Raw genomic sequence first — 25,401 nt, 5'->3', positions numbered from 1 at the left:
GGTCAGCGCGCTCCGGGTTGACGACGGCGCAGGATCAGAAAGACGAGCAGGCCGCCGACCACGAGGACGACGACGGCGGTGATCACCACGAAGAGGGCCCCGCCGACACCCCCACCGTCCCCACCGCCCCCATCGTGCGCGTCGGCGGCGGGCGCCGTCGAGGCGGACCCGCCGGGAACCGCCGCGATCCCCGCGCCAGGTGTGGTCGTGGCGGTGGCCGCGCCGACGCCGGGGGCGGGCCCGCCGCCTGCGGCCGCCGACGCGGAGCCGGCGGCGCCGCCCCGGGAGCTCGCCCGTCCGGCGACGGTGAACGTGAACGTCCCCCCGACGGGATGGCCGTCCTCGGAGACGGCCTGGTAGGAGACCGTGTAGCGCCCGCCGGCCAGCGCCATGAGCGGTTGGCGGACCGTCGCGCCCTCGACCATCGTGGCCCCGTTGATCACGCTGGCACCGTCGGCGCCGGTCACGGCGACGTGGGTGTAGCGGGACGAGACGGACTCGTTGAAGGTCAACGTGATCTCGCCCGGGGCGGTGGCCACCACGCTGTCCCCGGCCGGCGTGGTGGCCACGAGCCTGGAGTGCGCCGCGGCGGGGGCCGCCAGGGCCAGCAGCAGCGCGGGAAGGATCGCGGCGACGACGCCGACCGCGGCGGCGAACCTGTTCCGCCGGGCGCCGCCGGGACGCGCGGAAGCCGTCTGCACCTGTCGTCGCACCCGCCAGATTCTACGCGCGGTAGAACGTGGATCGTGGGCACTGCCGGGCGGAACCCGCGTACCAGCAGGGGCGGCTGTCGCGCGAGCGCGCCAGGCAGCATCGAAGATCAGAAGGACAGGGCCCACGATCCTGCCCCCGTCGACCGCACCCACGAACCGGCTCAAGCCGTCACCACGGCCGGACCTGTCGGCCCTACCCGAACCGCCAGCGTGGGCGGTCGAGGCTGCCAGGGGGCAACTGGGCCGGTTCGCGGTCCCGTCGGCTGTGCGGGCCCTGGCCCGGTCGCTTGCGGGTGTGCAGTCATGAGGCTCACACCCACCCAGCGAGCCGCGGTCATGGTCCGGCTCTGCCACGAGATCGGGGAGCGGCGCCCGGCCAGTCGTGAGCAGATCATCCGGGACCTGTACGGCGCCCCGACCGCGACCAGCATCAGCGGCACCCCGACCGATGCCGCCACCCTGGCGCCACCCCTGGCGCCCGTTGTCGTGGAGCCCGCCCCCCTGGTGACCAGTGAGCCGATCGAGCCCGCCCCCCTGATCAGGGGCCTGATACCGCGGTGTCGTTCGCCGATGCTGCGGCCCGGTTGCGCCTATCCATCTCGACCGTCCGCAGGTACGCCGCGCCATCGTCGGGCCGACTGCGCCGGTCGGGAACGGGCGTCGCTCTGGCGTCGGTAGAAGCTCTGGCAGGCTGATCGGATGGCCTGACGACGGCCACCAGGCGCGGACGTCATAGTCCTGGTGGCCGTTGGTGCAGGTCAAGCGGTCTGTGACTCCTCGCCGCCGCTCGCAGGTCGAACCACACGCCTACTGGCAAGCAGACGGTTAACGACGTCTTCCAGGACCTCCCCGGGGGTCGGAGCCCCCTCCCGGTCCGTATCGATGGAACCGCCGGGCCTGAACAGTCGCACCCTGGCCGCGTACGGGATGGCGTCGCGGAAGCGTCGAGCGAGGGCTACCGCGTCATGGCCGGGCTCGGTCTCGTCCACCGTCACATGGGCGGTTGCCCGGTCAGGGTTGGCGAAGTCGACGATCACCATCATCAGGTGGCCTCACCGTCCTGCGGGACGTCCTGATCGAACACGAGCATGGTGGTGCCGACGTTGCTGATCGCCTCGACCAGGCGAGCGCCTGGCGCCACGTCGCCCAGGGCAAGCATGATGTCGGCCAGTCTCACGCCGGTGTCGACGATCGCCGTAGTGCGGCCTGACGTGTGGTGCACGTTGACGCCCGGCATCGCCGGTAGCTGTACCGGATGAGTCGGATCCGGGAGTGCCTCATCTAGTGTCCCGCCTGACCGGTGGGTGCTCCGCTTGTCAGCCACGGTCGCCCCCTTCCGGCCCCCTGGTCACGCCCATCCGCCCGCCTCCTGTTGGTCGAGGACACCGGGCACGCCCGCCCGTAGCTGAAGCGCGCCCGGTGCCAGTAGGCGCCCCGCCCGGGGGCCGATGCTGGGGATAGCTGCCCGGACGGAACGCCACACGAGCGTCACGCAGTACGGAGGACACTGCTACCGCCCGCATGGGACGCTTGGGGATGTCACGGCGCCCGGCAAGGCGTCCCGTTGCGTCCTTTCGGAGTCGGCATGCGAAATGAGCGTCTGGGCGCCGCCCTGGCGAGTAGACGAATGGATCCTGCGAGCCTGGCCGAAGCGGTAGGTGTTGATCACAAGACGGCGGAACGCTGGCTCTCGAAGGGCAGGACACCGCGCCGACGAACGGCTCTCGAAGTCGCGGCACTGCTCAAGGAAGATCCGGCGTACCTCTGGCCTGCCCTCGTTGATGACGCGCGCCAGGACTCGGCGAGCCGAGCCGAGTTCGTCACCCTGTACCCCCACCGGGGCGCCGTCCCGTTGAACCTCTGGGCATCGCTCCTCGACCAGGCGAAGGACTGCGTCGATGTCCTGGTCTACGCCGGGTTGTTCCTGACCGATGGCACTCCCGACCTCGCCAAGCGGCTTATCCACAAGGCGGAGAACGGTGTGCGCGTGCGCGTGCTCCTCGGTGATCCTGACTCGGAGGCAGTGGCCGCACGGGGAGCCGAAGAGGGGGTGTTCGGCGGGGTGTCCGCTCGGATCAAGCTGTCTCTGACCCACCTGCAAGACGCCATTGGGGCGCCAGGGGTTCACATCCATCTGCACAGTACGACGCTCTACAGCTCCATCTACCGTTTCGATGACGTCCTGCTCGCGAACACCCACGTGTTCGGAGCTCCGGCCGCTCAGAGCCCCGTGGTCCATGTCCAGCGGATCCCGGGCGGTCGGCTGTTCGACCACTACATGAGCAGCTTCGACCGGGTGTACTCCGGCTCCGTGCCGGTAGAGGGGAGCGTGGTCCACCGTGGCTAGAAGGGACTTCTACAACGATCCGGCCGCACCGAAGCCGAATTCGATCGTCCCGGCGGCTACCGTCGTCGTTCCCGATGAGCGGGGCCGGGTGCTGCTCATCCGCCGATCGGACAACGGCCGGTGGGCGCTCCCGGGTGGGCAGATGGAGGTGGGCGAATCCCTGCCCGAAGCGGCAGCGCGAGAGGTCGGGGAGGAGACCGGGCTGACCGTAGAGATCATCGGCATCCTGGGGACCTACACGGACCCGCGGCATGTGATCGCCTACGACGATGGAGAGGTCCGGCAGCAGTTCGCGGTGTGCTTTGAAGCTCGGGTGACCGGCGGGACACTGTTGGCGGACGGCAGCGAAGCAAAGGAGGCGCGTTTCGTCGCGGTGGAGGAACTCGACACGTTGAACTTGCATCCGTCCATGCGTCTGCGAGTCGATCACTTCTTTGCCCGCCAGTCGACTCCCTACCTCGGCTAGGGAAGACTCAGCCGACACTGCGTCACTGTCCGCCTGCACTCCGGAAAGTCCTGCGCGACGGACCGGGTGGCTTGCCCAGGGGGAAGATCACTGAAGGGTAAGGGGGTCATGATCGAAATATTCTTCGTGTTGATGCTCAGAATGACGTGCGTTGATCAGTGAGAGTCGCGGCCACCTTGATCCCCAGTAGCGATTTTGATGGCCATGATCCTTGTCTCGTTGCGTCCAGGCGCTACCGATCAAGTCGACGTGCCCGACTCAGCACGAAGTCGATCAGCAGCAGCCGAGGCAAGAACAGCCTTGATCGTCGAGGCTCGCCACGTCGTACCGCCGCGCGCGCCACCGGGTACGAGGTGGACGAGAGCATGTGGGCTCTGCCGGGGGACTGTGACGGCAAGCCGTCGTGCAACACCACGTGTAATCACCCCTGCCATGACTCCGGCTGATCTCCTGTAACGCCATCGAAGGGAGCGCCGTGACCCGGATCGTGTGGGCCGAACTGCCGAGCACGGTCCGGCGCGAGGTAGAAGAACGGGCGGGACGTGTCATGGCGTCCCACTCTGCCGACGGGGGCCGCTCCGACCTCACGGCGACGCTGGAGACCGACAGCGGCTTGGTGTTCGTCAAGGCGGCGCAGGGCCGGCCCTTCGCCCCGTCCTTGCGAAATGAGGCTGCGACCAACCCGTACGTGCGGGACATCGCGCCCGAGCTCCTGTGGCACGTCAAGGCGGACGGGTGGACCGTCCTCGGCTTCGAACATGTGGCAGGGCGGCACGCGGACTTCACCCCCGGCTCGCCGGACCTTCCCCTCTTCCGTGCAGCCCTTGACCGACTCCAGTGCATCCCCCTGCCACCGCACGCCACGGCCAGAGTCGAACGGCACTACGGCCAGGAACCCGCCATGACCGGCGAGGCCCTGCTACACACCGACCTCAACCGCCACAACATTCTGATCACCGGCCAGCGGGCCGTGATCGTTGACTGGGCCTGAGCGTGCCGGGGCGCGCCGTGGGTGGACTTGGCGATGGTCGCCTTCCTGCTCATGGTCGCCGGTCACAGCGTCGAGGAAGCCGAGGCGTGGGGCGCCACCTTCCCCACCTGGGTAGACGACGGCGCGCTGACTGCATTCGTGACGGCCAACGAGCGGGTGTGGCACCAGGTCGCAGGGATGGGCGCGCCGGGGTGGAAGCTCCGGGCCGCGGGCATTGCGGGGCGCTGGGCGGAACAACGCCGATCAAGGTCATGGCGGGCTCAGTGAAGGCTGATCCTGTCCTTGCTGCCGATCCCAGCTTCCCTGGGCCAGATGGCCGATGGGTCGGGAACGTGGGGCTCGTCGAGCCGCTGGCGACGCCCCGCTTGCTCCAACACCGTGGCACTGTCTGATTCTCTACGTGACCAGCCGGGCGGCATGCTCGTGAAGAAGATCGTGCGAGATGGGGTGCGCTCCGCCGTGCCGGGCGCGCCTGCCGCTGGGACATCCGCCACCACGTCAGCGTCACTGTCTAAACCAGGATCCTGACCAAGGCCGCACCGCCAGGCGCAAGCGCTCGACCGCGAACAGCCGTCGTGAACAGCCGTCGTACGCTGTCGAACTCCTCGATTTAGGATCAAGGCGCTGACCTGGAAGTCCTCCGAGATCTCCCAGTCCTCCTGGCGGGGGGGCTCCGTGGCCCAGGCTTCTAGCTGGATGCCTGCCACATGGTCCTGTGCCTCACTGACGATGCTGACCCAGTCCTTCCCGGTCGCCGTCAGCTCGTCTCCCTCGGCCGGGCTGGGGGGCAGGCTGTCGTCATCCAGCCATGCCTGGCCGCCTCCCCGGCGGGTTATCCGAGAACCACATCCGCAGGTTGCCGGGCTCCAGAGCAGCAATGCCGGCGCCGCGAACCGCAGGCACGCCGGCAAGAAGATGTCGGGTAGCCGACAGGTCGACATTCGACAGGAATTGTCTGCCGTATTCTTGGCATTTTACCGGTCGAAACTCCAGGGCAGCACATCGGGCCGTCGTCCGGGTTGACGGCAGCCGCGCCGAATCTGACGCCGACCCGCCCGTGGTGTCTCGTAGGGTTTTTGAAAAGCTTGACGCTCGCCCTCTTTACGCGAAAAATGACGCTGCGCCGGTAGTTGTGACGAGTCGACCGCTTGCGCATCCATTCTCGCTTTGAGGAGCGTTCATGCGTCTACGCCGGCTGTTGGTCGTCGCCCTGGTGGGGGTGGCTGCGTCAGTTCTGACCTTTGCGGGCGCCTCGCCTGCGTCCGCATCCCAGGGCTTCTGCAGTCAGAACCTGCCCGGGTGGCGGATCGTCCCCCTCGACTCGACGGCCACGCGCTATCCCGTGGATGAAAACGGCCAGCAGGACGACGCGGCCGAGCTCGTCATCTGGGGAAGGTCGGCGGGCCCGTCCCTTGGCCAGTTCATCGTGCAGTTCCGCAACCTGCGGCCCAATGGCAAGTACGCCGTCCTGGGCCAGGTCGGTACCACCCCGAACGGCTCGGATCTCGGTCAGACCGGCACCATCGGCTCCGCCCCGGGAGGCGCCTGGTGCTCGGAGACCTTCACGGGCACCAACATCTGGGCCGCACTGGTTTACCGTGCCGGCGGACACCAGTACGTGCAGGCGGCCCAGGGATACGTCGAGGGAAGAAAGCAGTAGTCGGGTCGACGCGGTGCCGGGATCTGTGCGACCAGCACAGATGAGGTGATCGCGTGGACCAGGATGACCGGCGACATCTCGGCCCGTCGTTCGGCACCGCGTGCTGCGCGTCCGGCGGCTGTGAAGGCCGTCGCGCGGCGGCGGAGCTCTGGACGTCCAGCAAGATAATCAACGGTGTTGACGTGATTCCGCATCCATGATCACGAAAACCGATCGGGTGGAGCGAGACCGCTGCGGCGGGCGGTTGCCTGGCCGCATGGCCGGGCACGCAGGGGAAGGTGGCCGGCGCGGTCCGCATTTCCTCGGGCCGGTACGCGCCCGCGCCTGTCCTCGCCCGACCGCTACCGCCCTGTGCGGCCTCCGGAGGTGGAACGTGCCCCCATCAACGTCGTCGTTGCCGGCGCCCCTGCGTCGATTCCTGGGTGCCGGCAGGGCGGCCGATCGGGTGAGCTCCTCCTCCGACCCGGCCGGGGCCGCCGCCGGGGCCGCCGCCGGGTCCGGGGCGGCAGCGTCCCGCGTGGTCGTGGTGGGCAGCGGGTTCGCCGGACTGCGGCTGCTGCGGCGGCTGGAGCGTCTGCTGCCGACGTCGGCGGCGGAACTCACCGTCGTCTCCCCGGTGGACCATCTGCTCTACACCTCCCTGATGCCGCAGGTCTGCGCGAGCTCGGTGGAGCCGCGGCATCTGGCGGTGGCCACCCGGGGAGCGCTGCGCCGCACCGTGCTGCGCCTGGGCCATGCCGTGGCGGTCGACACCCGGGCCCGCACGGTGACTGTGCAGGGCAGCGACGGCACCGTCGACGAGCTGGGTTGGGATCGGCTCGTGCTGGCTCCCGGCTCGGTCACGCGGACCTTCGACATCCCCGGCGTGCGCGAGCACGCGATCGGCCTGAAGAACCTCGCCGAGGCCGTCCATCTGCGCGACCACGTGCTGCGGCAGTTCGAGCGGGCCGACGCCACCACCGACGATGCCCGCCGGCGTGCCCTGTGCACCTTCGTGATCGTCGGCGGCGGGTACACGGGCACGGAGCTCGCCGCGCAGATGACCCGCTTCAGCCGGCGCGCGGTGGTGAACTATCCGCGGGTGCGGGCCGCCGAGGTCCGTTGGGTGCTCGTCGACCACGCGCCGAGCCTGCTGCACGAGCTGGCGCCGGCGCTCGGCCATCGGGCCGCCGACGTGCTGACCGCCCGCGGCGTCGAGCTCCGGCTGCGGACGGCGGTGAACGAGGTCACCGAGCGCACCGTCCGCCTCGGCCAGGCGGAGGCCCCCGACCGCCACGAGACGATCGACACCCACACGGTGGTCTGGTGCGCGGGGGTGTCCCCGAGCCCGCTCGTGGCCAAGCTGGGCCTGCCGACCACGCACGGTCGCCTCGTCGTCGACGACTGCTTCCGCGTCCCCGAGGTGGATGGCCTGTTCGCGCTGGGCGACGCCGCCGCGGTGCCGGACGTGACCCGCTCGGGCGCCCCGGCCGGTCAGACCGCCCAGCATGCCGTGCGCCAGGCTGCGGCCGCCGCCCGCAACGTGGCGGCGTCCCTGGGCCACGGCACCGCCCGGCCATACCGGCACCGCGATCTCGGATTCGTGGTCGATCTGGGCGGGCGTGACGCGGTGGCCAACCCGTTGGGGGTCACCTTGCACGGTCTACCCGCGGCCGTGGTCACCCGGGCGTACCACGCGTACGCGTTGAACAACGGGTCCAACCGGGTCAGGGTGCTCACCGACTGGGCGCTGGACCTGGTCATCCCGCACCAGATCGTGCAGCTCGGCTTCGCCGACGGGCGGCAGTCCACGATCGACGCCACCGAGCAGACTGGGATCTATCCCGCGGCGGCGTCAGGACGGGCGGGCGCCGACGTCGACGTCGACTCGGGCGACTCCCAGGCGCAACCGGGCCATGCGGTGGGCGGCGTCGGGGGACGGTGATCCGGGCCGGTGTCCGTCTCGGTGTCCGGATCGGATCAGGCGGTCCCGCCGCCGCCGGCTGCCACGCCGCCCACCGGGACCGCGGTGGGGCTCGTGACGAGTCGGCCGCAGGCGGCCGAGTTGGAGACCTCCTCGGGTAGCTCGGGTTTCACGTCGCTGCGGGCCGCCCCGTCGTAGCGGCCGCTGTGGTTCGCGTCGACACCGTGCTGCTCGATCACGCCCTCGCCGCGGCGCAGCTGCGCGGCGACTCTCGGAGAGACGGTGATGGTGCGCTGGTAGCCGGCGTCGCCGACGGGGAAGCGGTCCAACGCGTAGGAGCTGTCCGGGCCGGTGTCGCCGGTCGTGGTGAGCGACACCGCGATGGCGCCGATCAACTTCTTCGCATCGCCCGAACGGACCTGGCCCCCCGCGCCGGTGCCCGTCGCGTCCGGGCCGGGGCAGGAATGGCTGCCGCCGATGTGGATGTGCTGGGGGTGCGGCAGTCCCGGCGCCAGCCCGTGGGTCGCGATCCGGATGCTCAGCAGGTTCCCCCGCAGGGTCGCGGTGGCCGTGCCGCTCGCGCCGGACCGGTTCACCGGTCCGAGATCGGCGATCAGGTAGGTCGGCTCGTCGCCGGGTGTGTCACCTCGTCCGGGCGGCGTCGAGGCCGCGTCGGCGGGCGGCACGAACGGGTGGTCTGCCGGCGGCGCCAGAACCGCGGAGGCTGACCCGTCCGGGCCGGACACGGCCAGGATCGGAAGGACGGCGAGGGGAAGCAGGCCCACGCCGATGCCGGGGACGATCCCCCTGAGACCTCGTCGCATCCGCGGACTCCCTTCGGGCGGTGGACCGTCGCTGTCCTGTGATCGATCAGGTCCGTAGGGTGGCGGCATCAGCCAAGGCCACGGGCGCCCATCCGTCAACGCGATGATGAGCCGGCGGAGGGAGCCCGCGGCGGTGCCGCCCGGATCGGGGGATGCGGGTGGAGCCCGGCCGCGCGGCCGGCGCATCACCCGATCGGGCCAGCCATGGCGACGATTCGGGCGCAAGGTGGTGGGAGGTCCGTTGTCAACCCGTCGGAACGCTTTACCGGCAGGTCAGCGGGTATGCGGCCCACCCGGACGGGGGACAGCTTCATGACGACGGACGGCCTTGGGAGGCGCGGGATGGCGCTCGGTGGCCGCATCGACCGGGCCCAGCAACGCAACCGTGGCGTCGGGTTCGTCATCGCCGTCATCTACAAGTTCGCCGACGATCAGGGCGGCTACCTCGCCGCCCTGATCACCTTCTACGCGTTCCTGTCGCTGTTCCCGTTGCTGCTGCTGCTCACGACCGGGTTGGGCTTCGTCCTGCACGGCCATCCCGACCTGCAGGAACAGGTTGTGACCTCGACGCTGAGCCAGTTCCCGATCATCGGCGATCAGCTCCGCGACGACGTGCAGGCGCTCAAGGGCAGCGGGATCGCCGTCGCCGTCGGCGTCCTCGGCGCCATCTCCGGCAGCCTCGGCGTCGCCCGGGCGATCGGCAACGCCCTCGACACCGTCTGGGCGGTACCGCGCCGCGCCCGACCGAACCCGTTCTTCGCCCGACTGCGCAGCCTCAGCCTCATCGGCCTGCTCGGCCTCGGTGTGCTGATGACGACCGTGCTTTCCAGCGTCACGACCGGGGCCTCGGCGTTCGGCCGGTTGGCCGCCGGGTTCCAGGTACTCGCGGTCGTCATCTCCACGGCGGGCAACGCCGGCCTGGTCCTCGTCGCCTTCAAGGTCCTGACCGCCCGGTCCGTCCGAGTCCGCGAGATCGCGCCCGGGGCGGTTTTCGCGGCGCTCGGCTGGCAGCTCGTGCAGACGCTGGGCAGCTACTACATCGCCCACCAGCTCAAGGGCTCCACCCAGGTCTATGGCCTGTTCGGGCTCGTTCTCGGGCTGATGACCTGGCTGTACTTCCTCGCCGTCGTCGTGGTCCTCGCCATGGAGATCAACGCGGTGCGGGCGGGCCGGCTCTACCCGCGGGCGCTGTTGACCCCGTTCACCGACGACGTCGAGCTGACCGATTCCGACCGTCGGGCCTACACCTCCTATGCCAAGGCGGAGCAGTTCAAGAGCTTCCAGCAGGTGGACGTCACCTTCACCGATGTGCCCGACCAGCAGCTCCCGGCGGACGACCCGCCGCCGTCGGCCCCTGGCGAGGGTCGTGCCGCCACCGCCCCCGCCGCCGGCGACCCCGCTCCGTCGGCTGCGGCCGACCTGGATCGCGGCCCCCGGCCATAACGGATCTCGGCCAGGTTCCGGGGCGCCGCCACCACGCCGACGGTCCCGTCACGCCGGGGAGGGACCCGGATCGTCCGAGATCCGGACCGGCGTGAGCAGCACAGCGGTCGGACCGCCGCCCGGACCGTCGCCCGGACCGCCGACCACCGCAGGCCACAGGCCATCGTTGATGCAGTCCTGCGCGACATCGGCCGCCCAGTCGGGGGGCGCGTTCAGGGAGACGAAGCGACCCTGGTCCGTGCCGAGGATCACGTGTGCCCCGATCAGCGCATGGCGCAACGCCTGCCCGCGCGGCGTCCGGGCGGCCCACCCCACGGGGCCACGGCCGCCGGTCTCATCGGCGTGGGGCGGCCAGCCGGAGGTGTTGACCAGCTCCGCGCGTAGCCGCACCAGCGGGTGCGGACCGGGATACAGCCCCGCGCTCAGTCGCAGCTCCGCCTGGGCGGACCAGGTGTCCCAGGTGATCCGGGTCGGCGCCGTCCCACCGTGATCCACTGTCCGGACCTGGCGGCCGGACGGCGCCTGGAGCTGCACCGTGTGTGCCCCCGACCTGGACCTACCCGGCCCGTCCGCCGCCGCGGCGGCCGGCTCCCAGGGGGCCGGGCGGGGGGCGCTGAGATGAGGCAGCCAGCCGCGAGGCCAGGTTCCGGTCGACGGAGTCGGGGGACGACCGATCGGGCCGGGGCGCGCGGCGAGCAGGTCCGCGACCGTCACGTCCTCGTCGACCTCGTGGGGCAGGAAATCGGCCTGATCGTCGGGGTCGGCGTCGACGGGCGCGTCCGACCTGCCGCTGGCACCGCCCGATCGGAGGACGTGCTGCTCCCGCGTCGTGATCTGCAGCCAGCGGACCTGTGCGGTCAGCACGGCGTCGGGGCCGGCCTCCAACAGGCACTCGGCGTGGGCGTAGGCCCGGTCAGCCGGATGGCGCACGGCATAGGCGGCCGGGGTCAGCACCCCGACGAGCCCGCCCGACCCGCTCCCCCCGGCCCGCCGGCGATGGCCCGGATCGTGCCGGTAGATCGTCGCGTCGGCGATCGCCGCCGCCCGGTCGAGCCGCGCCTGAACCGTCCTCATCGGTAGCCCCCTTCACGCTCGGCCGCACCGGCGTCCCTGCTGCGCCGCGCGACCCGCCCGACCGGGCGGACCGGTCTGTGCACCGCCCGCCCCGCGTGTATCGACTCGCCCGAACGGGCCCCACGGTCCGACGGCATTGCTGGTCAGAGGACGCTGACTGCTTCCCCGGCGTGGACCAGCACCGCGTCGCCCGGCTGGGCTCGGACGAGGCCGAGACCGATCTCCTCCGTGCCGGCCGGTGTCCGGACAAGTGCGACCGCCCCCGGCAGGCACCGGACGATCTCCGCCTCGATCGTCTCCTCGGGTCCGGCGAGCTGTCCCGCCGCGCCACACACGGGCGCCTCGGGGCCCGGGTGGACGGCGGCCTGCGCGGCCTCCCACGCTGACAGCCGTTCAGCTCCGGTGCGTGCGACTTCGTCCCCCGCACCGGCGACGCGCGGCGTGCGCCGTTCGGGGGACGCCACGGCGGGGCCGGGGGTGTCCCGCCGCTCGCGTGGCGGTCTGCTGGCGCTGCTGACCTGCTTGTTCATCGGTCATCACCTCGGTACAGGTCTACCCGGCGTAACGGTACGACCCGTGCTCGGAGGTCACCAGTCGGCTCGGACGGGTCCGCGGCCGCGCGATCGGGCAGCATGGGAGCGGTGGGAGTAAAGACGACCAACGACGGCGAGGCGTTCGACCGGCTGTGCGCCCTCGTCGCGGCAGGCGGCGTCGCCGTGGTGAGCGGGGCGGGGATCTCGACCGACTCCGGTATCCCGGACTATCGGGGCCCGAACGGGGCGCTGCGCCGCCACACCCCGATGACCTACCAGCAGTTCACCAAGGAACCGGGGGCGCGTCACCGCTACTGGGCGCGCAGCCATGCCGGCTGGCGGCAGGTCGCCAGGGCCGAGCCCAACGCGGGCCATCGCGCGGTGGCCCGCCTGGAGCAGGCAGGGCTGGTCACCGGCATCATCACCCAGAACGTCGACGAGTTGCACCAGCGCGCCGGCTCCCGCCAGGTCATCGATCTTCATGGAAGCCTCTCCCGCGTGGTGTGCGGCGACTGCGGGCAGGTGAGTCCGCGCCTCGACCTCGACGAGCGGCTGAGCGCGGCGAATCCGGGCTTCCGCATCTCCGGCGCCCCCACCAACCCGGACGGTGACGTCACCCTGTCGGCGGAGGCGGTCGACCGCTTCGTCATGGTCGGCTGCCGGGGCTGCGGCGGTGAGCGGCTGGAGCCGGACGTGGTGTTCTTCGGCGCCACCGTGCCGCGCCCCCGCGTGGCGCAGGCGTTCGATCTGGTCGAGAGCGCGCGTGCGGTGCTGATCCTGGGATCGTCGCTGACGGTCATGTCCGGATACCGGTTCGTCCTGCGGGCGGCCGAGCTCGACATTCCGGTCGCGATCGTCAACCAGGGTCCCACCCGCGGCGACAGTCGGGCGACGGTCCGTGTCGACGGTCCCCTCGGGACGCTGCTGCCCCAGCTGGCCGCCGCGACCAGTGGCAAACGAACGCTCGCGCCGTCACGGACCGTGGTGTCTCTGGCCCTGTCGGGGGATTCGCCTGCTGAGCTGTGAGGATGGGCAGATGCGATCGGTCTCCCGTCCCCAGCCCGCGAACGTGGCGTTTCGCCATGCCACCGACAGCGTCGTCGAGGCGGCGGCGATCGTCGCTCTCGTCGAGTCCGCGTACCGCGGGGAGCCCAGCCGAGCGGGGTGGACCACCGAGGCCGACCTGGTCGGAGGCCAGCGCACGGATGTGGAGGAGGTGCGTGCCGCCCTGACCGCACCGCACGGGACGGTCCTGCTCGCGGAGGAGCCCTCGGGTCTTCTCGTGGGCTGCTGCCACGTTGAGCGGCGCATCGAGCCGCTGGCGCAGGGCGGAGCCGGTGTGGTCCGGACGGGTGAGCTGGTAGCCCAACCGGGCGAGGGCGAGGGGACCACCGCGGCGGGAGTCACCGCGGTGACGGGGGCCTACTTCGGCATGTTCGCCGTCAGCCCCACCCGGCAGGGGGCCGGAGTGGGTGGGGCGCTGCTGCGGCTTGCCGAGCGGCACGCCGTCGCCGCGTGGTCGGCGTCGTGGATGGAGATGCAGGTCATCGCCCAGCGGAGCGAACTCATCGGCTGGTACCGCAGCAAGGGGTACCAACCGACCACCGCCACCCGACCGTTTCCGTACGCCGACGAGCGGTTCGGTCGGCCGCTGCGGCCCGACCTCTACTTCGTCGTCCTGCGCAAGCCGCTCGTCTGACGTCGCCGATCCGACGAGCGGGCACGACGTCCGATTCCCGCCAGCATCCGGAGCCGGTCGCGCCGAGAGTGGGGGCATGAGGACGGACGAGGGCCGCTACGAGGCGGTGGCCAGCCGGGATGCCCGATTCGATGGCGCCTTCTACTTCGCCGTGACCACGACGGGCATCTACTGCCGGCCAAGCTGCCCGGCGGTGACGCCGAAGCGGACGAACGTCCGGTTCTTCCCGACGGCCGCGGCGGCGCACGGCGCGGGCTTCCGGGCCTGCCGGCGGTGCCGGCCGGACGCGGTGCCAGGCTCGGCCGAGTGGGACGTCCGCGCGGACGTGGTCGGCCGGGCGATGCGCCTGATCGGCGACGGTGTCGTCGATCGGGAGGGCGTGGCCGGCCTCGCCGCCCGGCTGGGCTACAGCGCGCGCCAGCTCCACCGGCACCTGACCGCCGAGGTGGGCGCCGGGCCGCTCGCCCTGGCCCGAGCGCGGCGTGCACACACCGCGCGGCTGCTGCTGCAGACCACCGCGCTGCCCGCCACCGAGGTGGCCTTCGCCGCCGGCTTCGCGAGCGTCCGCCAGTTCAACGACACCGTCCGGACGGTCTATGCGGCGACGCCCCTCGAGCTGCGCGGCCCACGGCCGCCGCGGGTCGTGCCGTCCGGCCGGCACCGCGGCGATCGGGCGGGTCCGGGCGGCCGCCCCGACGAGGGTGGTCTCACCCTCAGGTTGGGCTACCGCCGGCCCTACGAGGCGGGTCACCTGTTCGACTACCTCGCCGCCCGGGCCCTGCCCGGGATGGAGGAGGTCGTGGGCGAGCGAGGCCGGCGCACCTACCGGCGCACCCTGCGCCTGGCCCACGGCCACGGCGTCGCGGAGGTGGCCGAGCGCCCGGCCGGCGACGACGCCGGCTGGCTGGACTGCCGGCTGGTCCTGAGCGATCTGCGGGACCTCGGCAGCGCCGTCAGCCGGGTCCGGCGACTGTTCGACCTCGACGCCGACCCGCTCGCCGTCGCCGACCGGCTCGCCGGTGATCCCGCCCTGGCCGCGCAGGTGGGCCGCCTGCCCGGACTACGCGCCCCCGGTGCCGCCGACCCACATGAGCTCGCCGTGCGGGCCGTGCTCGGCCAGCAGGTGTCGGTGGCCGCCGGGCGGCGCCTCGGCGCGGTGTTGCTCGCGGCCTACGGCGAGCCGCTGGCCACGCCGAGCGGCGGCCTGACCGTGCTGTTCCCCCGGGTCGACACCATCGCGTGCGCTGGTCTGGTGGAGCTGGGCATGCCGGCGGGGCGCCGGGACACCGTGCGGACACTCGCCGGTGCACTCGCGGACGGCTCCGTGGTCCTCGACGCCGGCGTGGACCGCGACGAGGCGCACCGGGCGCTGTTGGCGCTGCGCGGCATCGGGCCCTGGACGGCGGGTTACCTCCGGATGCGTGCCCTCGGCGACCCGGACGTGCTCCCGCCGGGCGACGCGGCCCTGCGTGCCGCGGACCGCCGCGGCGACGTCGACCTGGGTCGCGCCGCCGCCTGGGCGCCCTGGCGCAGCTATGCGGCGCACCACGTGTGGGCCGCAGCAGCCACCCGCGGAGATCCATCCAGACTGACGCGCGTGGGTCTGCGCGCCGGCCGTGCCCGCCCGGGCCGGCACGCGGCGGAAGACGGCTGCGGGCCCGGTGCCTGGTCCGAGTTGACCACGCACGTCGAACCAGGCCCGCACGTCGAACGAGGCCCGCACGTCGAACCAGGCCCGAGGGGCGAAGCAGGCCCGGTGGGCGAAGCAGTCCCGATGGGCGGGACTGGATCGAGAGGGGAGCGGTGATGCTCTACACGACGCTGGCGAGCCCAGTGGGCGAGCTGCTGCTGGTGGGGACCGCGACGGACCAGGCACCCGGCGGGCTCACCCTGGCCTCGCTGTCCCTGCCGGGGCAGCGGGGCGCAGCGGTTCCCGCGCCGCACTGGCGCCGCGCCGCCGAGCCCTTCGTCGCCGTCGCAGGCGAGATCGAGGAGTACTTCGCGGGCGAACGGCGCAGATTCACCCTCACCCTGCAGACCGGCGGCACCGGCTTCCAGGAGCGGGTGTGGCGGGCGTTGGAGGCGATCCCCTACGGCACGACGATCAGCTACGGCCAGCTCGCCGCCCGCATCGGAGCCGGGCGTGGGGAGGTGCGCGCGGTCGGCACGGCGGTCGGCGCCAATCCGCTGCTGCTGGTGCGGCCCTGCCACCGAGTGATCGGCGCGGACGGCACGCTGCGCGGCTTCGCCGCCGGACTGGATCGCAAGGAGTTCCTGCTGCGCCACGAGGGCGCGCTCGCACCGACGCTGGACCTCGCCGGCGGGGCCACCGCGGCGAGCGTGCCGGCCGGCTCGGCCGGGGAGTTCGGATGACGCAATCACCGCCGTCATCGACCGTCGGCGCCGCGCAACGCGTACGGGCCCTGGAGTGGGCGGAGATCGGTGCGCAGCTGGATGCCACCGGCAGCGCCCTCACCGCCGCGGTGCTCACCGAGACGCAGTGCCGCGACCTCGTGCGTCTGTACGAGGAGCCCGGCCACTTTCGATCCACCGTGGACATGGGCCGCCACCGCTTCGGGTCGGGGGAATACCGCTACTTCGACCAGCCCCTTCCCCCGCCGGTCGGGTCCCTGCGCGCGGCGTTCTACCCGTTCCTGCTGCCTGTCGCCAGGCGATGGGCCGCCCGGCTGGGCCGGGCCGCCCCCTGGCCGGACACCCTCGACGCCTGGCTGGCCGCCTGCCACCGTGCCGGGCAGCGCCTGCCCGCTCCGCTGCTGCTGCGCTACCGGGCCGGCGACTGGAACGCGCTGCACCGCGACCTGTACGGCGAGCTGGTCTTCCCGTTGCAGGTCGTCATCGGCCTCGACACCCCCGGCGCGGACTACACCGGCGGCGAGTTTCTGCTCGTCGAGCAGCGCATGCGGGCCCAGTCTCGGGGCACGGCCCACATCCTCCCGCGCGGGCATGCCCTGATCTTCACCACCCGGGATCGGCCGGTCCCCTCGGCGCGTGGCTGGTCCGCCTCGCCCGTGCGGCACGGGGTCAGCACCGTCCGATCGGGCCGCCGCCACGCCCTCGGCCTGATCTTCCATGACGCCGCCTGATCGGACCCCGCAGGTGCAGTCCGCGACGAGCCGGGCCGCAGCCGGCCACCAAGGGCGGCACGCCGGCCACCCAGGGGCCGCCGAGCACCCAGGGGCCGCCGAGCACCCAGGGCCCGCAGAGCACCCGGGAGGTGTCAGAGCCCCCCGCCGGGCATAGTCGACATCGGCGCGCACCGCTCGTGCGTGCCGGCCAGACGAGGATCGGAGCGGCCGATGACCACCATCCAGGACCCTCACCTGTCGGCGATCCGCGACGTCGAGCCGGCGACGCCCCAGGGCTGCGGCGAATGTCTGCGCACCGGCGGCCGCTGGGTACACCTGCGGCTCTGCCTGACCTGCGGCAACGTCGGCTGCTGCGACTCCTCGCCGGCGCGGCACGCCAGCGCCCACGCCGTCGAACACGGCCACCCCATCGTCCGCTCGTTTGAACCGGGCGAGGACTGGCGCTGGTGTTACGTCGACGAGGCCTACGTCTGATCCCTGGGTCTGATCCCTATGTCTGATGCCTGCGGCGGAGGCACGCGCCCGAGGGTCGCATTCCTGCGCTCCTTCGTCATGGCGATCATCGTGCGGCGGCCTATCTCACGATCTGGAGGACGGCCATCATGCCCATGTCCTCGTGGTTGAGGATGTGGCAGTGCAGGACCGTCTTTCCGGTGAAGTCGGTGAAATGGATCCGCACGACCGCCTCTCCCCGCGCGGGGAGGTTCACGGTGTCCTGCAGGCTCAGTGCGTGATGCGGTACGCCGTCGATGCTCATCACCTGGAAGCGGTTGGTGTGCACGTGGAAGGAGTGCTGCTCGTCGGACTCGTTGCGGACGGTCCATTCCTCGACCGTGTCGAGCCTGGACCGGATGTCGACCCGGTTTTCGTCGAAGGTCCGACCGTTGATGTAGAACTGGGTTCCGGCGCTGTTCTCCGAGAAGACGATGGTGTGGCGCGCGGCGATGGGAGCGCGGCCCAGGTCCGTCCGCGGTCTCGGGTCGAAGGTGGTGGGCAACACCGCCGGTCGCATCGCCGGACCGCTGGAGACGACGGTGGCGAGGGCCTGCCGGGGAAAACTGTTGCCTGCCGGTCCGGTGTTGTAGGCGAGGGTTTCCAGTGCGGTGGGGCCGGCCGGGCCGCCCTGCACGAGTACGTCATAGCGGGCGCCGGCCGGAATGACGAGAGTGTCCGCGGACCAGACCCGGGTGACGGGGCTCGCATCCTGCGTGATCACGTGGAACCGCTGCCCCGGCAGCCGCAGTCGGTAGTAGATGTTGGCGCTGATGTTGGCCAGCCGCCACAGCTGGGTCTCGCCCGGCCGGATCTGGATGGTCGGGTTCCGCTGGCCGTTGACCGTGCGGTTCGTCGCCGCTCCGATGTGCAGGTCCTCGGTCCGGATCGCGTCGCCCTGGACCTGGAAGTCCTTCAGGGCGACGACGTGCTCGGTGATGTGACGGAGATCCGGCGGAAGGTACCGCTGCAGGCCGTCGACGATGATGATTCCCGACATCCCTCCGGCGACCTGCGACGCGGCATGCGGATGCCCATGGGAATGGTACCAGTAGGTCCCCGGCGTCAGGGTCCGAGGGAACTGGTACACGTAATGATATGTCTCGCCCGGATGGATGTGGATGAAGACGTTGTCGGAGTTTCCGGCTGGCGACACGTGCAGCCCGTGGATATGCAGGTTCGTGTAAGGGCGGACGCGGTTCACCATCGTCAGATCCAGCCGGTCGCCCGGCCGGAATCGCAGCGTCGGCGGCATGTACAGGCCGTTGTAGGTCAGCGCCCACAGCCGGTGGCCGGCCAACTCGACCTGGCGGCGCTCCACGAGGATACGGACCCGCAGGACGCCGTCCTGACTCACGTACTGCGGCGGGTCCCGAAGCGGCTGTCCCTGCGGCGGTGTGGGCGCCGCCGTCGGCACGGACATGCCCGGCTGGTTGGCGCCGACCATCACAATGGCACCGATCAGTGCCGCAACCGTGAGTCGTGCGGCTCGGTGTCGAGAAAGCATCACGCCCCCCAGCGACGTGCGCGGACGCCACCGTCCCGGTCAGATGTCGTCGGGATCGGCCGGATTGTTTTTACCCGGCGTCAGTCACCGATAATCCGTATGGACGGGGCGGTCGAATCACCCGTGCGCGCGGAGGGGGCCGAAAGACCGACATGGGCGCCGATGCAAGCTTTTCCTCCCACCTCGGTCGGCGAGACCGCCGAGGCACGTCCATCGTTCGTCGGACACCCCCGGGCGCGGAGCCGGCGGGTGAAACGGCGGTTGAAGCGCCGCGGGCCGTGCCGGGTGGTGACGGCGGTGCCGACGAGCCGGCCGGACGGGGGCGAGCTGGTCGGGGAGCCCCGGGGGAGCGTCGGCCGAGGTCGCGGGGGCCGCCGTCCGAGGCGACGGCCCCCGTCCACGTGCCGTGAAGGTCAGCCCTTCACGCAGAGCACGGCGTGCAGCTGAGCGACGATCTCGACGAGGTCGCTCTGACGGGCCAGGACGGTGTCGATGTCCTTGTACGCCGCGGGGATCTCGTCGAGGACGCCGGCGTCCTTGCGGCATTCCACCCCGCGGGTCTGGGCGGCGAGGTCGTCGACGGTGAACGTCCGCCGCGCCCGGTTGCGGCTCATCGTGCGGCCGGCACCGTGGCTGGCGGAATGGAACGAGTCGGGGTTTCCCCGCCCGCGGACCAGGTAGGACCGGGTTCCCATCGAACCGGGGATGATGCCGTATTCCCCTTCCCTGGCGGAGATGGCGCCCTTGCGGGTGACGAGCACGTCGGCACCGAAATGGTGCTCCTCGGCGACGTAGTTGTGGTGGCAGTTGACGAGGGCGAAGTCTCGGTCGCGGGCGTGCGGGCCGTCGGCCGGCGGGGTGGGCACGCGCAGCCCGGGCAGCGGGCCGCGCAGTGCCTCGACGGCCGCGGCGAGCATCAGGTCCCGGTTGCGCCGGGCGTACGTCTGGGCCCAGTCCAGGTCGTGGCGGTAGGCGGCCATCTCGGGGGTGCCGGCGAGGAACACGGCGAGGTCGCGGTCGGCCAGGCCGGCGTTGTGTTCGAGCTGCTTGGCGACGCGGATGTGGCCCTCGGCGAGCTCCTTGCCGACGTTGCGCGAACCGGAGTGCAGCATGATCCAGACTGCGTCGTCGGTGTCCAGGCACACCTCGAGGAAGTGGTTGCCCGAGCCGAGGGTGCCGAGCTGGTTCATGGCCCTCGCCAGCCGCCCGGCCACGCGCGGGTGCAGCGCGCCGAACGTGCTCCACAGGTCGTCCTGGCGCCGGGCCCGCGCGGTCGGCTCCCGGTGGCTGGTCATCCCGACCGGGACGGCCGCCTCCAGCGCGGCCCGCAGCGGACCGAGGTCGTCGGGCAGGTCGGCCGCGGTGAGATTGGTCCGCGCCGCGGCCATCCCGCAGCCGATGTCGACCCCGACGGCGGCGGGGGAGACGGCGTCACGCAGGGCGATGACGGAGCCGACCGTGGCGCCGTAACCGAGGTGCACGTCGGGCATCACCGCGACGTGGTGATGGATGTAGGGCAGGGACGCGACGTTGCGAAGCTGGTCCAGCGCGGCGCTCTCGACCTCCTCGGGCCGGGTCCACAGCCAGATCGGATGCGCCGCTGCGCCGAGCGTCGCGACGGGGCTCATCGGGTGGTTCCTCCTCTCGTCTCGACGGGGGTGGGTCCATGCTGTTCACGTCCGGCCGAACGAATGCGTTCATCCCGGTCGCCCGGAATTCTGGTGGGCGCCCCGGCACCAGGGCGTCGCGCCGGTATCACGATGTCCTGCCCGCTGCCGGAACAGTCGGCGCGCGCATTACGCCGGCCACGGAAGCCCATGCTCTGCGCATTCATGCCAGTCCTGTCCAGTCCCTGTTCAGTCCTGTCGCGCCTTTGTCGCCGCCTTCAGTGAAGGTGTCGGCCTGGTCCGGTAGCCCGACTCGAGGTCGTTTCCGCTCTGCCTGCTCAGGATGCCCGGTACACGGCCGTCCGGCGAATGAATTTCCCTCCTCCCGGGGGCGGGCTTCCGTCCGGTGGGATCGGCGGGTCAGCGTGGCGTGTCGCGGCCACCGGCCGGAAGCAGGGGGGCGGTCCGCAGCAGGGCCAGCAGCGGCCGCAGGTCCTCGGGGACCGGCTCGGAGAAGGTCCGCACGACGCGTTCGCCCTGCTGGCCGACCCGCGGCGGGTGCTCGACGTCGGGGGCGTGGTCGACGTCGGGGGCGTGGTCGATGTCGTGGGCGTGGTCGATGTCGTGGGCGTGGTCGATCTCGGGGGTGTAGTCGACCTCCAGGGTGTAGACAAAGCGGTCCGCGCCCCCGCCCCGCCCGCTGCCGGTCGGCCCGCCCCGCCGCGCTGCCCCCTCTGCCCCCCCGGCCCGCCGGGCTGGTGCCTGGCCCGGTGGGACCGCACCTCGCACCAGCGCGCACAGCTGGGCGGCTTCCGGCTCGGGCAGATCGGCGCTGTCGAGCCCCCGCCGTACCGGCCGCCCCAGCAGCCCGCCGGACCGTTCCAACACCACACGGACACGTCCCGTCCTGCCAGCCATGGGGCCATTGTGCGCCGGTGTGGGCCGGCGAACACCGTGTGCCGGGCGTCCGTCGGTCCGATCCGACGCGCCGATCAGGCCGACCGCCGGTCCTCTTTCCGACTGGTCGGACGGCCCTTGGTGGACCGCCGGCGGGAGGAGCTCGGGCTGCGGCCGAAATGTGCTCCTTACCTGCGGGCGACGTAACGGCCACTCGAGTTTCGAGCGAGTTCACAACTGTGACCGTTTCCCTCTCGATGGTTTCCGATCGTAGGACGTCCTTGGAATCCCGGGCGGCCGGCTGGGTAGGAGTACAACGTGAATGAACAAGGGGATCCGGCGTTCTCGTCCAACCCGGACCGCGTACTCTCTTACCGGTATACCGGTCTTTTTTCGATGGTCTCCGATCGTAGGACGTCCTGCGATCTTCCGGTGGGGATGAGGTACTCGGTATGAATGTCGTACGCGGGCCGGGGCTGACCGCGGAGCGGCCGGCGCGGCCCGCCCGGCCACCGGAAGCGGCGGCCGCCGCCGCGCCTGCGGCGGTGCCGTCGCCACCGCCGGAGCCGGCCGACTCCGGCGTCCGGCTGCTCGCGCCGGACGGCACCCGGGTCACCGACCCCCGCTTCGCCGTCCTCGCCGACCACGACCTGTGCCGGGAGTTCTACTCGTCGATGGTGCTGGCACGCCGTCTGGACGAGGAGGCCACGGCCCTGCAACGGCAGGGTGAGCTGGTGCTCTGGATTCCGCTGCGTGGGCAGGAGGCGGCGCAGGTCGGTTCCGCGGCGGCGGTCAGGCCGCGCGACTTCATCTTCCCCAGCTACCGAGAGCACGCCGTCGCCTGGCACCGTGGGGTGCCGGCCGCCGAGGTCATCCGCCTGCTGCGCGGGGTGAGCCACGACGGCTGGGACACGGCGGAGCACAACATGGCCAACTACACGATCGTTCTCGCCTCGCAGACCCTGCATGCCGTCGGCTACGGCATGGGCATGGTGCTCGACGGCGCGGTCGGCACCGGCGATCCGGACCGCGACGGCGCCGTGCTGGTCTACCTCGGTGACGGCGCGATGAGCCAGGGCGACGCCAACGAGGCGTTCGTGTGGGCGGCGAGCTTCGGCGCCCCGGTGGTGTTCCTCTGCCAGAACAACCAGTGGGCGATCTCCACTCCGACCCGGCGGCAGTCGACGATGCAGCTGGCCCGGCGCGCCGACGGGTTCGGCTTCCCCGGTGTGCGCGTCGACGGCAACGACGTGCTCGCCATGCACGCCGTCACCACCTGGGCGCTCGAGCACGCCCGCGGCGGCGGCGGTCCGGTGCTCATCGAGGCCAACACCTACCGGATGGCGCCGCACACCACGTCGGACGACGCGACCCGGTACCAGCCCGCCGAGGAGCTCGCCGTCTGGCGGGCGCGGGACCCCATCGAGCGACTGCGGCTGCTGCTGGCCGCCGAGGTGAGCGCAGGCTGGTTCGACGAGGTTCGCGAGCACGCCGACGACGCCGCCGGGGACCTGCGCCGCGCCTGCCTCGCCATGGACCCGCCGGCCCCGGTGACCATGTTCGGCAACGTCAGCGCGGACGAGACGGCCGACCAGCGGGCCCAGCGGGAGTGGTTCACCGCCTACCGCGACTCCTTCCTGTAGTCGACCTCGGCCCGCGGGCGACCTATGCTTGGTCCGGAGGGGTTTCCCGGCAGGGAAGGTCCGTGACGACCACCGGGGGGCGTGCGGTGCGACAGTCTGCGTCGACCTCGCCGGCTGAGGTGGTCGGCCACGAGGCGGAGGCGGCGCACGTGCCCGACCAGCCGGCCGTGGGCAGCACCCCGACCGTTCTGGACGCCGTGGTCCTGGGCGTCGGTGCGTCCGCAGCCGTCGCGGCTGGTCCGGCCGCCGAGGCCGGGAGTGCTTCGGAGTCGACGTTCGCCTCGACGAATCCGGTCACCGGCGCGGTCGTCGGCCGCTTCCCGATGTCCTCCCCGCGGCGGGTCTCGGCCGCGGTGGCGGCGGCCCGCGCGGCGGCCCCCTGGTGGGCCGGGCTCGGCGCCGCGGGGCGCCGCGACCACCTGCTGCGCTGGGCGGCTCACCTCGCCCGCCACGACCGGGAGCTCGTCGAGCTGCTGCACGCGGAGAACGGCAAGACCGCCGCGGACGCCCGCATCGAGCTGCTGCTCACCCTGGAGCACATCCGCTGGGCGGCCCGTCACGCCGGGCGGGTGCTGCGCACGCGCCGGGTCCTGCCCGGTCCGTTCCTGGCCAACCACACCGCCCGGGTGGAGTACCGCCCGCTCGGGGTCGTCGGGGTGATCGGCCCGTGGAACTACCCGCTGCTGACCCCGGTCGGCTCGATCGCCTACGCCCTCGCCGCCGGCAACCCGGTGGTGTTCAAGCCCAGCGAGTACACCCCGGCGCTGGGCAGCTGGCTGGCGCAGGCCTTCGCCGCGGCGAACCCGGCCGCCCCCGCCGGCGTGCTGGGCGTGGTGACCGGGTTCGCCGACACCGGCGCCGCGCTCTGCGCCGCGGGCGTCGACAAGATCGCCTTCACCGGCTCCGCGGCCAGCGGCCGCGCGGTCATGGCGACCTGCGCGCAGTCGCTGACCCCGGTCATCCTGGAGTGCGGCGGCAAGGATCCGTGCATCGTCGCCGACGACGCCGACGTGGTCGCCGCCGCCCGGGCGGCCGTCTGGGGGGCGATGGCGAACGCCGGGCAGACCTGCGCCGGCGTCGAGCGGATCTACGTCACCGCGGCCGTCGCCGAGCAGTTCCTCGCCGAGGTCCGCCGGGCGCTGGCCACGGTGCGCCCGGGCGGCGGTCCCGACGCCTCCTACGGGCCGATGACGATGCCCGGCCAGGCCGCCGTCGTGCGCCGCCACGTCGGCGACGCGCTGGCCCGCGGGGCGACGGCCCTGCTCGGCGGCGTCGACGCGGTGGGCGAGACGTTCATCGCCCCGATCGTCCTCGTCGACGTCCCCGAGGACAGCCCCGCCGTGCAGGAGGAGACCTTCGGTCCCGTCGTCACCGTCCGCACCGTCGCCGACGTCGACGAGGCCGTCGCTCTGGCCAACGGCACCCCGTACGCCCTGGGCGCGACGGTGTTCTCCCGTCGCCACGGCGACGAGATCGCCCGCCGACTCGACGCCGGCATGGTGTCTGTCAACGCCGTGCTCGCCTTCGCCGGGATTCCCGCCCTGCCCTTCGGTGGCAGCGGGGAGAGTGGCTTCGGCCGGGTGCACGGCGCCGAGGGGCTGCGCGAGTTCGCCCGCCCCCGCTCGGTGGCCACGCTGCGCCTACCGCTGCCGGGCACGACGCTGACCAGCTTCCAGCGCACGCCCGGGCTGCTGGCCGCGGTCAGCTGGGTCGCGGGCCGCCGCCACGGCCGCGGCCCGTCCGCCCGCCTCAGCCGCTGACCCGAGACCCGCGCCCCGAGACCCGCGCTCCGAGGCCCTGTAGCCCCCCGACCCGCGCGCTTCGCGGCTGGCGACCCGTAGCCCCCCGACCCGCGACAACCCGCGCAGCAAGTGCCAGGCGATTGCGATCGAACCGGGCGACATTACGCCCATAGACCCTGCCGGGGCGGCGGCCGTCGAAGAGGGCATCTAGCGTGGTCGGGTCAACACGGAACCTGGGGGGTCTCATGACTCTACGTCGCGGACTTGCCGTTTCAGTGATGATCGGTGTACTCGTTCTGGTAGGCGGAATGGCCGGCAGCGCCTCGGCCGCGCCGAGTGCGGTGGGAGCACCCGCGCTCAGCGTGGCCAAGGCGTCCTCGGTCGTGCGCGCCGCCGGGTACACCCCGATCTCGCTGGGCGGCTTCGACCAGAACAGTGACCTCAGCGTGATCGTCGGGCTGCTCTCGACCTCCGCGGACGGGCACCCGCAGCGGGCGTTCTTCTTCCACCGCGGGACGTTCATCGGCTACGACTCGCCGCAGTCGAGCGCGACGATTCGCTGGATCTGGTCCACCGACCGGGTGGTGGCCCTGCAGTACGACCTGTACAAGCCTGGTGATCCGATGTGCTGCCCGACCGCAGGCGGAGCAACCGTCCGTTACCAGTGGAACGGCTCCTCGGTGACACCGCTCGACCCGATCCCGAGCGCCGCCTTCGCCGCCCCGGCAGGCCGCCGCTGACCGCCGTGCTCCG

26 protein-coding genes are annotated in these 25,401 nt (G+C 72.0%); 17 read left to right on the top strand and 9 right to left on the bottom strand.

Features of this window, described 5'->3' with window-relative positions; genetic code table 11:
- Positions 1–2 precede the first annotated feature (2 nt).
- The 3 genes from FRAAL_RS18820 to FRAAL_RS18805 all read right to left on the bottom strand — a co-directional run bounded on the left by FRAAL_RS18820 (position 3) and on the right by FRAAL_RS18805 (position 1,950).
- Entirely contained in the window at positions 3–713 is a 711-nt protein-coding gene (locus tag FRAAL_RS18820) for a copper resistance CopC family protein (protein ID WP_231861092.1), read from the bottom strand.
- Positions 714–1,471: 758 nt separating this feature from the next.
- Positions 1,472–1,756 (bottom strand): hypothetical protein, encoded by a 285-nt coding sequence (locus tag FRAAL_RS18810; protein WP_011605431.1) that lies wholly within the window; start codon positions 1,754–1,756, stop codon positions 1,472–1,474.
- Positions 1,756–1,950, bottom strand: coding sequence for a hypothetical protein (locus tag FRAAL_RS18805; RefSeq protein WP_041939482.1), 195 nt, complete (start codon positions 1,948–1,950; stop codon positions 1,756–1,758). The genes FRAAL_RS18810 and FRAAL_RS18805 overlap by 1 nt, the downstream gene beginning before the upstream one ends.
- A gap of 348 nt (positions 1,951–2,298) precedes the next feature.
- Between FRAAL_RS18805 and FRAAL_RS18800 the strand changes: the two genes are divergently transcribed.
- From FRAAL_RS18800 to FRAAL_RS18780, 7 genes are all read left to right on the top strand, one after another.
- Positions 2,299–3,060: a hypothetical protein gene (locus tag FRAAL_RS18800; RefSeq protein WP_041939481.1), complete on the top strand. Its 762-nt coding sequence runs from the start codon at positions 2,299–2,301 to the stop codon at positions 3,058–3,060.
- On the top strand, positions 3,053–3,526 hold the full coding sequence (locus FRAAL_RS18795) for an NUDIX domain-containing protein (RefSeq protein ID WP_011605427.1): 474 nt from the start codon (positions 3,053–3,055) through the stop codon (positions 3,524–3,526). Before FRAAL_RS18800 ends, FRAAL_RS18795 begins: the two co-directional genes overlap by 8 nt.
- 475 nt (positions 3,527–4,001) lie before the next feature.
- The gene (locus FRAAL_RS18790) at positions 4,002–4,517 is read left to right on the top strand and encodes a protein kinase family protein (RefSeq protein WP_011605426.1); all 516 of its coding nucleotides are present in this window, start codon (positions 4,002–4,004) and stop codon (positions 4,515–4,517) included.
- A 33-nt stretch (positions 4,518–4,550) separates the two neighbouring features.
- Positions 4,551–4,784, top strand: coding sequence for a hypothetical protein (locus FRAAL_RS30585; RefSeq protein ID WP_157892144.1), 234 nt, complete (start codon positions 4,551–4,553; stop codon positions 4,782–4,784).
- A 913-nt stretch (positions 4,785–5,697) separates the two neighbouring features.
- Positions 5,698–6,177 carry a hypothetical protein gene (locus FRAAL_RS18785; RefSeq protein WP_041939480.1) on the top strand — a complete coding sequence of 160 codons (480 nt, stop codon included), beginning with the start codon at positions 5,698–5,700 and terminating at the stop codon, positions 6,175–6,177.
- 53 nt (positions 6,178–6,230) lie between these two features.
- On the top strand, positions 6,231–6,377 hold the full coding sequence (locus tag FRAAL_RS33165; protein WP_157892143.1) for a hypothetical protein: 147 nt from the start codon (positions 6,231–6,233) through the stop codon (positions 6,375–6,377).
- Positions 6,378–6,622: 245 nt separating this feature from the next.
- Positions 6,623–8,101 carry an NAD(P)/FAD-dependent oxidoreductase gene (locus tag FRAAL_RS18780; protein WP_011605421.1) on the top strand — a complete coding sequence of 493 codons (1,479 nt, stop codon included), beginning with the start codon at positions 6,623–6,625 and terminating at the stop codon, positions 8,099–8,101.
- 35 nt (positions 8,102–8,136) lie between these two features.
- On the opposite strand, the gene FRAAL_RS18775 is transcribed toward FRAAL_RS18780, so the two are convergent.
- Complete coding sequence (locus FRAAL_RS18775; RefSeq protein WP_011605420.1) at positions 8,137–8,904, bottom strand: hypothetical protein; 768 nt, start codon at positions 8,902–8,904, stop codon at positions 8,137–8,139.
- Positions 8,905–9,216: 312 nt separating this feature from the next.
- Between FRAAL_RS18775 and FRAAL_RS18770 the strand changes: the two genes are divergently transcribed.
- Positions 9,217–10,347, top strand: a complete 1,131-nt coding sequence (locus FRAAL_RS18770; protein ID WP_231861090.1) for a YihY/virulence factor BrkB family protein — start codon at positions 9,217–9,219, stop codon at positions 10,345–10,347.
- Positions 10,348–10,395: 48 nt separating this feature from the next.
- On the opposite strand, the gene FRAAL_RS18765 is transcribed toward FRAAL_RS18770, so the two are convergent.
- Together FRAAL_RS18765 and FRAAL_RS30580 are read right to left on the bottom strand one after the other, a co-directional pair.
- The gene (locus tag FRAAL_RS18765) at positions 10,396–11,421 is read right to left on the bottom strand and encodes a hypothetical protein (RefSeq protein ID WP_011605418.1); all 1,026 of its coding nucleotides are present in this window, start codon (positions 11,419–11,421) and stop codon (positions 10,396–10,398) included.
- Between the two features lie 143 nt (positions 11,422–11,564).
- Positions 11,565–11,951: a hydrogenase assembly protein HupF gene (locus FRAAL_RS30580; protein WP_063822648.1), complete on the bottom strand. Its 387-nt coding sequence runs from the start codon at positions 11,949–11,951 to the stop codon at positions 11,565–11,567.
- Positions 11,952–12,053: 102 nt separating this feature from the next.
- On the opposite strand from FRAAL_RS30580, the gene FRAAL_RS18755 reads away from it, so the two are divergent.
- The 6 genes from FRAAL_RS18755 to FRAAL_RS18730 all read left to right on the top strand — a co-directional run bounded on the left by FRAAL_RS18755 (position 12,054) and on the right by FRAAL_RS18730 (position 17,234).
- Entirely contained in the window at positions 12,054–12,980 is a 927-nt protein-coding gene (locus FRAAL_RS18755; protein ID WP_011605416.1) for an NAD-dependent protein deacetylase, read from the top strand.
- 10 nt (positions 12,981–12,990) lie between these two features.
- Positions 12,991–13,653 (top strand): GNAT family N-acetyltransferase, encoded by a 663-nt coding sequence (locus FRAAL_RS18750; protein ID WP_041939479.1) that lies wholly within the window; start codon positions 12,991–12,993, stop codon positions 13,651–13,653.
- A 76-nt stretch (positions 13,654–13,729) separates the two neighbouring features.
- Positions 13,730–15,460 (top strand): AlkA N-terminal domain-containing protein, encoded by a 1,731-nt coding sequence (locus tag FRAAL_RS18745; RefSeq protein ID WP_011605414.1) that lies wholly within the window; start codon positions 13,730–13,732, stop codon positions 15,458–15,460.
- Positions 15,460–16,026, top strand: coding sequence for a methylated-DNA--[protein]-cysteine S-methyltransferase (locus FRAAL_RS18740; RefSeq protein ID WP_011605413.1), 567 nt, complete (start codon positions 15,460–15,462; stop codon positions 16,024–16,026). The genes FRAAL_RS18745 and FRAAL_RS18740 overlap by 1 nt, the downstream gene beginning before the upstream one ends.
- On the top strand, positions 16,023–16,757 hold the full coding sequence (locus FRAAL_RS18735; protein WP_011605412.1) for a 2OG-Fe(II) oxygenase: 735 nt from the start codon (positions 16,023–16,025) through the stop codon (positions 16,755–16,757). Before FRAAL_RS18740 ends, FRAAL_RS18735 begins: the two co-directional genes overlap by 4 nt.
- A 213-nt stretch (positions 16,758–16,970) precedes the next feature.
- Positions 16,971–17,234, top strand: a complete 264-nt coding sequence (locus FRAAL_RS18730) for a UBP-type zinc finger domain-containing protein (RefSeq protein ID WP_011605411.1) — start codon at positions 16,971–16,973, stop codon at positions 17,232–17,234.
- A gap of 100 nt (positions 17,235–17,334) precedes the next feature.
- On the opposite strand, the gene FRAAL_RS18725 is transcribed toward FRAAL_RS18730, so the two are convergent.
- From FRAAL_RS18725 to FRAAL_RS18715, 3 genes are all read right to left on the bottom strand, one after another.
- Positions 17,335–18,675 carry a multicopper oxidase family protein gene (locus FRAAL_RS18725; RefSeq protein ID WP_231861088.1) on the bottom strand — a complete coding sequence of 447 codons (1,341 nt, stop codon included), beginning with the start codon at positions 18,673–18,675 and terminating at the stop codon, positions 17,335–17,337.
- Between the two features lie 497 nt (positions 18,676–19,172).
- Positions 19,173–20,387: an RtcB family protein gene (locus FRAAL_RS18720; RefSeq protein WP_011605409.1), complete on the bottom strand. Its 1,215-nt coding sequence runs from the start codon at positions 20,385–20,387 to the stop codon at positions 19,173–19,175.
- 399 nt (positions 20,388–20,786) lie between these two features.
- Positions 20,787–21,284 carry a protealysin inhibitor emfourin gene (locus FRAAL_RS18715; protein ID WP_162137479.1) on the bottom strand — a complete coding sequence of 166 codons (498 nt, stop codon included), beginning with the start codon at positions 21,282–21,284 and terminating at the stop codon, positions 20,787–20,789.
- 431 nt (positions 21,285–21,715) lie between these two features.
- Between FRAAL_RS18715 and FRAAL_RS18710 the strand changes: the two genes are divergently transcribed.
- The 3 genes from FRAAL_RS18710 to FRAAL_RS18700 all read left to right on the top strand — a co-directional run bounded on the left by FRAAL_RS18710 (position 21,716) and on the right by FRAAL_RS18700 (position 25,388).
- Positions 21,716–22,906, top strand: a complete 1,191-nt coding sequence (locus FRAAL_RS18710; protein WP_157892142.1) for a thiamine pyrophosphate-dependent dehydrogenase E1 component subunit alpha — start codon at positions 21,716–21,718, stop codon at positions 22,904–22,906.
- A gap of 149 nt (positions 22,907–23,055) precedes the next feature.
- Complete coding sequence (locus FRAAL_RS18705) at positions 23,056–24,666, top strand: aldehyde dehydrogenase family protein (RefSeq protein WP_011605405.1); 1,611 nt, start codon at positions 23,056–23,058, stop codon at positions 24,664–24,666.
- 260 nt (positions 24,667–24,926) lie between these two features.
- Positions 24,927–25,388, top strand: coding sequence for an LppP/LprE family lipoprotein (locus tag FRAAL_RS18700; protein ID WP_306281197.1), 462 nt, complete (start codon positions 24,927–24,929; stop codon positions 25,386–25,388).
- The last annotated feature ends 13 nt before the right edge of the window (positions 25,389–25,401 follow it).

This window comes from Frankia alni ACN14a (assembly GCF_000058485.1).
Taxonomy (GTDB): Bacteria; Actinomycetota; Actinomycetes; order Frankiales; family Frankiaceae; genus Frankia; species Frankia alni.
The sequence above is the reverse complement of the archived record's forward strand: the minus strand, read 5'-3'. Positions and strand labels throughout refer to the sequence as shown.

Excerpts from the sequence above, each read along its gene's own strand:
- FRAAL_RS18810 (WP_011605431.1), bottom strand. The coding sequence starts at position 1,756 with ATGATGGTGATCGTCGACTTCGCCAACCCTGACCGGGCAACCGCCCAT.
- FRAAL_RS18805 (WP_041939482.1), bottom strand. The coding sequence starts at position 1,950 with ATGCCGGGCGTCAACGTGCACCACACGTCAGGCCGCACTACGGCGATC.
- FRAAL_RS18800 (WP_041939481.1), top strand. The coding sequence starts at position 2,299 with ATGCGAAATGAGCGTCTGGGCGCCGCCCTGGCGAGTAGACGAATGGAT.
- FRAAL_RS30585 (WP_157892144.1), top strand. The coding sequence starts at position 4,551 with ATGGTCGCCTTCCTGCTCATGGTCGCCGGTCACAGCGTCGAGGAAGCC.
- FRAAL_RS18785 (WP_041939480.1), top strand. The coding sequence starts at position 5,698 with ATGCGTCTACGCCGGCTGTTGGTCGTCGCCCTGGTGGGGGTGGCTGCG.
- FRAAL_RS18775 (WP_011605420.1), bottom strand. The coding sequence starts at position 8,904 with ATGCGACGAGGTCTCAGGGGGATCGTCCCCGGCATCGGCGTGGGCCTG.
- FRAAL_RS18770 (WP_231861090.1), top strand. The coding sequence starts at position 9,217 with ATGACGACGGACGGCCTTGGGAGGCGCGGGATGGCGCTCGGTGGCCGC.
- FRAAL_RS18765 (WP_011605418.1), bottom strand. The coding sequence starts at position 11,421 with ATGAGGACGGTTCAGGCGCGGCTCGACCGGGCGGCGGCGATCGCCGAC.
- FRAAL_RS30580 (WP_063822648.1), bottom strand. The coding sequence starts at position 11,951 with ATGAACAAGCAGGTCAGCAGCGCCAGCAGACCGCCACGCGAGCGGCGG.
- FRAAL_RS18755 (WP_011605416.1), top strand. The coding sequence starts at position 12,054 with ATGGGAGCGGTGGGAGTAAAGACGACCAACGACGGCGAGGCGTTCGAC.
- FRAAL_RS18750 (WP_041939479.1), top strand. The coding sequence starts at position 12,991 with ATGCGATCGGTCTCCCGTCCCCAGCCCGCGAACGTGGCGTTTCGCCAT.
- FRAAL_RS18745 (WP_011605414.1), top strand. The coding sequence starts at position 13,730 with ATGAGGACGGACGAGGGCCGCTACGAGGCGGTGGCCAGCCGGGATGCC.
- FRAAL_RS18740 (WP_011605413.1), top strand. The coding sequence starts at position 15,460 with ATGCTCTACACGACGCTGGCGAGCCCAGTGGGCGAGCTGCTGCTGGTG.
- FRAAL_RS18735 (WP_011605412.1), top strand. The coding sequence starts at position 16,023 with ATGACGCAATCACCGCCGTCATCGACCGTCGGCGCCGCGCAACGCGTA.
- FRAAL_RS18730 (WP_011605411.1), top strand. The coding sequence starts at position 16,971 with ATGACCACCATCCAGGACCCTCACCTGTCGGCGATCCGCGACGTCGAG.
- FRAAL_RS18725 (WP_231861088.1), bottom strand. The coding sequence starts at position 18,675 with ATGTCCGTGCCGACGGCGGCGCCCACACCGCCGCAGGGACAGCCGCTT.
- FRAAL_RS18720 (WP_011605409.1), bottom strand. The coding sequence starts at position 20,387 with ATGAGCCCCGTCGCGACGCTCGGCGCAGCGGCGCATCCGATCTGGCTG.
- FRAAL_RS18715 (WP_162137479.1), bottom strand. The coding sequence starts at position 21,284 with ATGGCTGGCAGGACGGGACGTGTCCGTGTGGTGTTGGAACGGTCCGGC.
- FRAAL_RS18710 (WP_157892142.1), top strand. The coding sequence starts at position 21,716 with ATGAATGTCGTACGCGGGCCGGGGCTGACCGCGGAGCGGCCGGCGCGG.
- FRAAL_RS18700 (WP_306281197.1), top strand. The coding sequence starts at position 24,927 with ATGATCGGTGTACTCGTTCTGGTAGGCGGAATGGCCGGCAGCGCCTCG.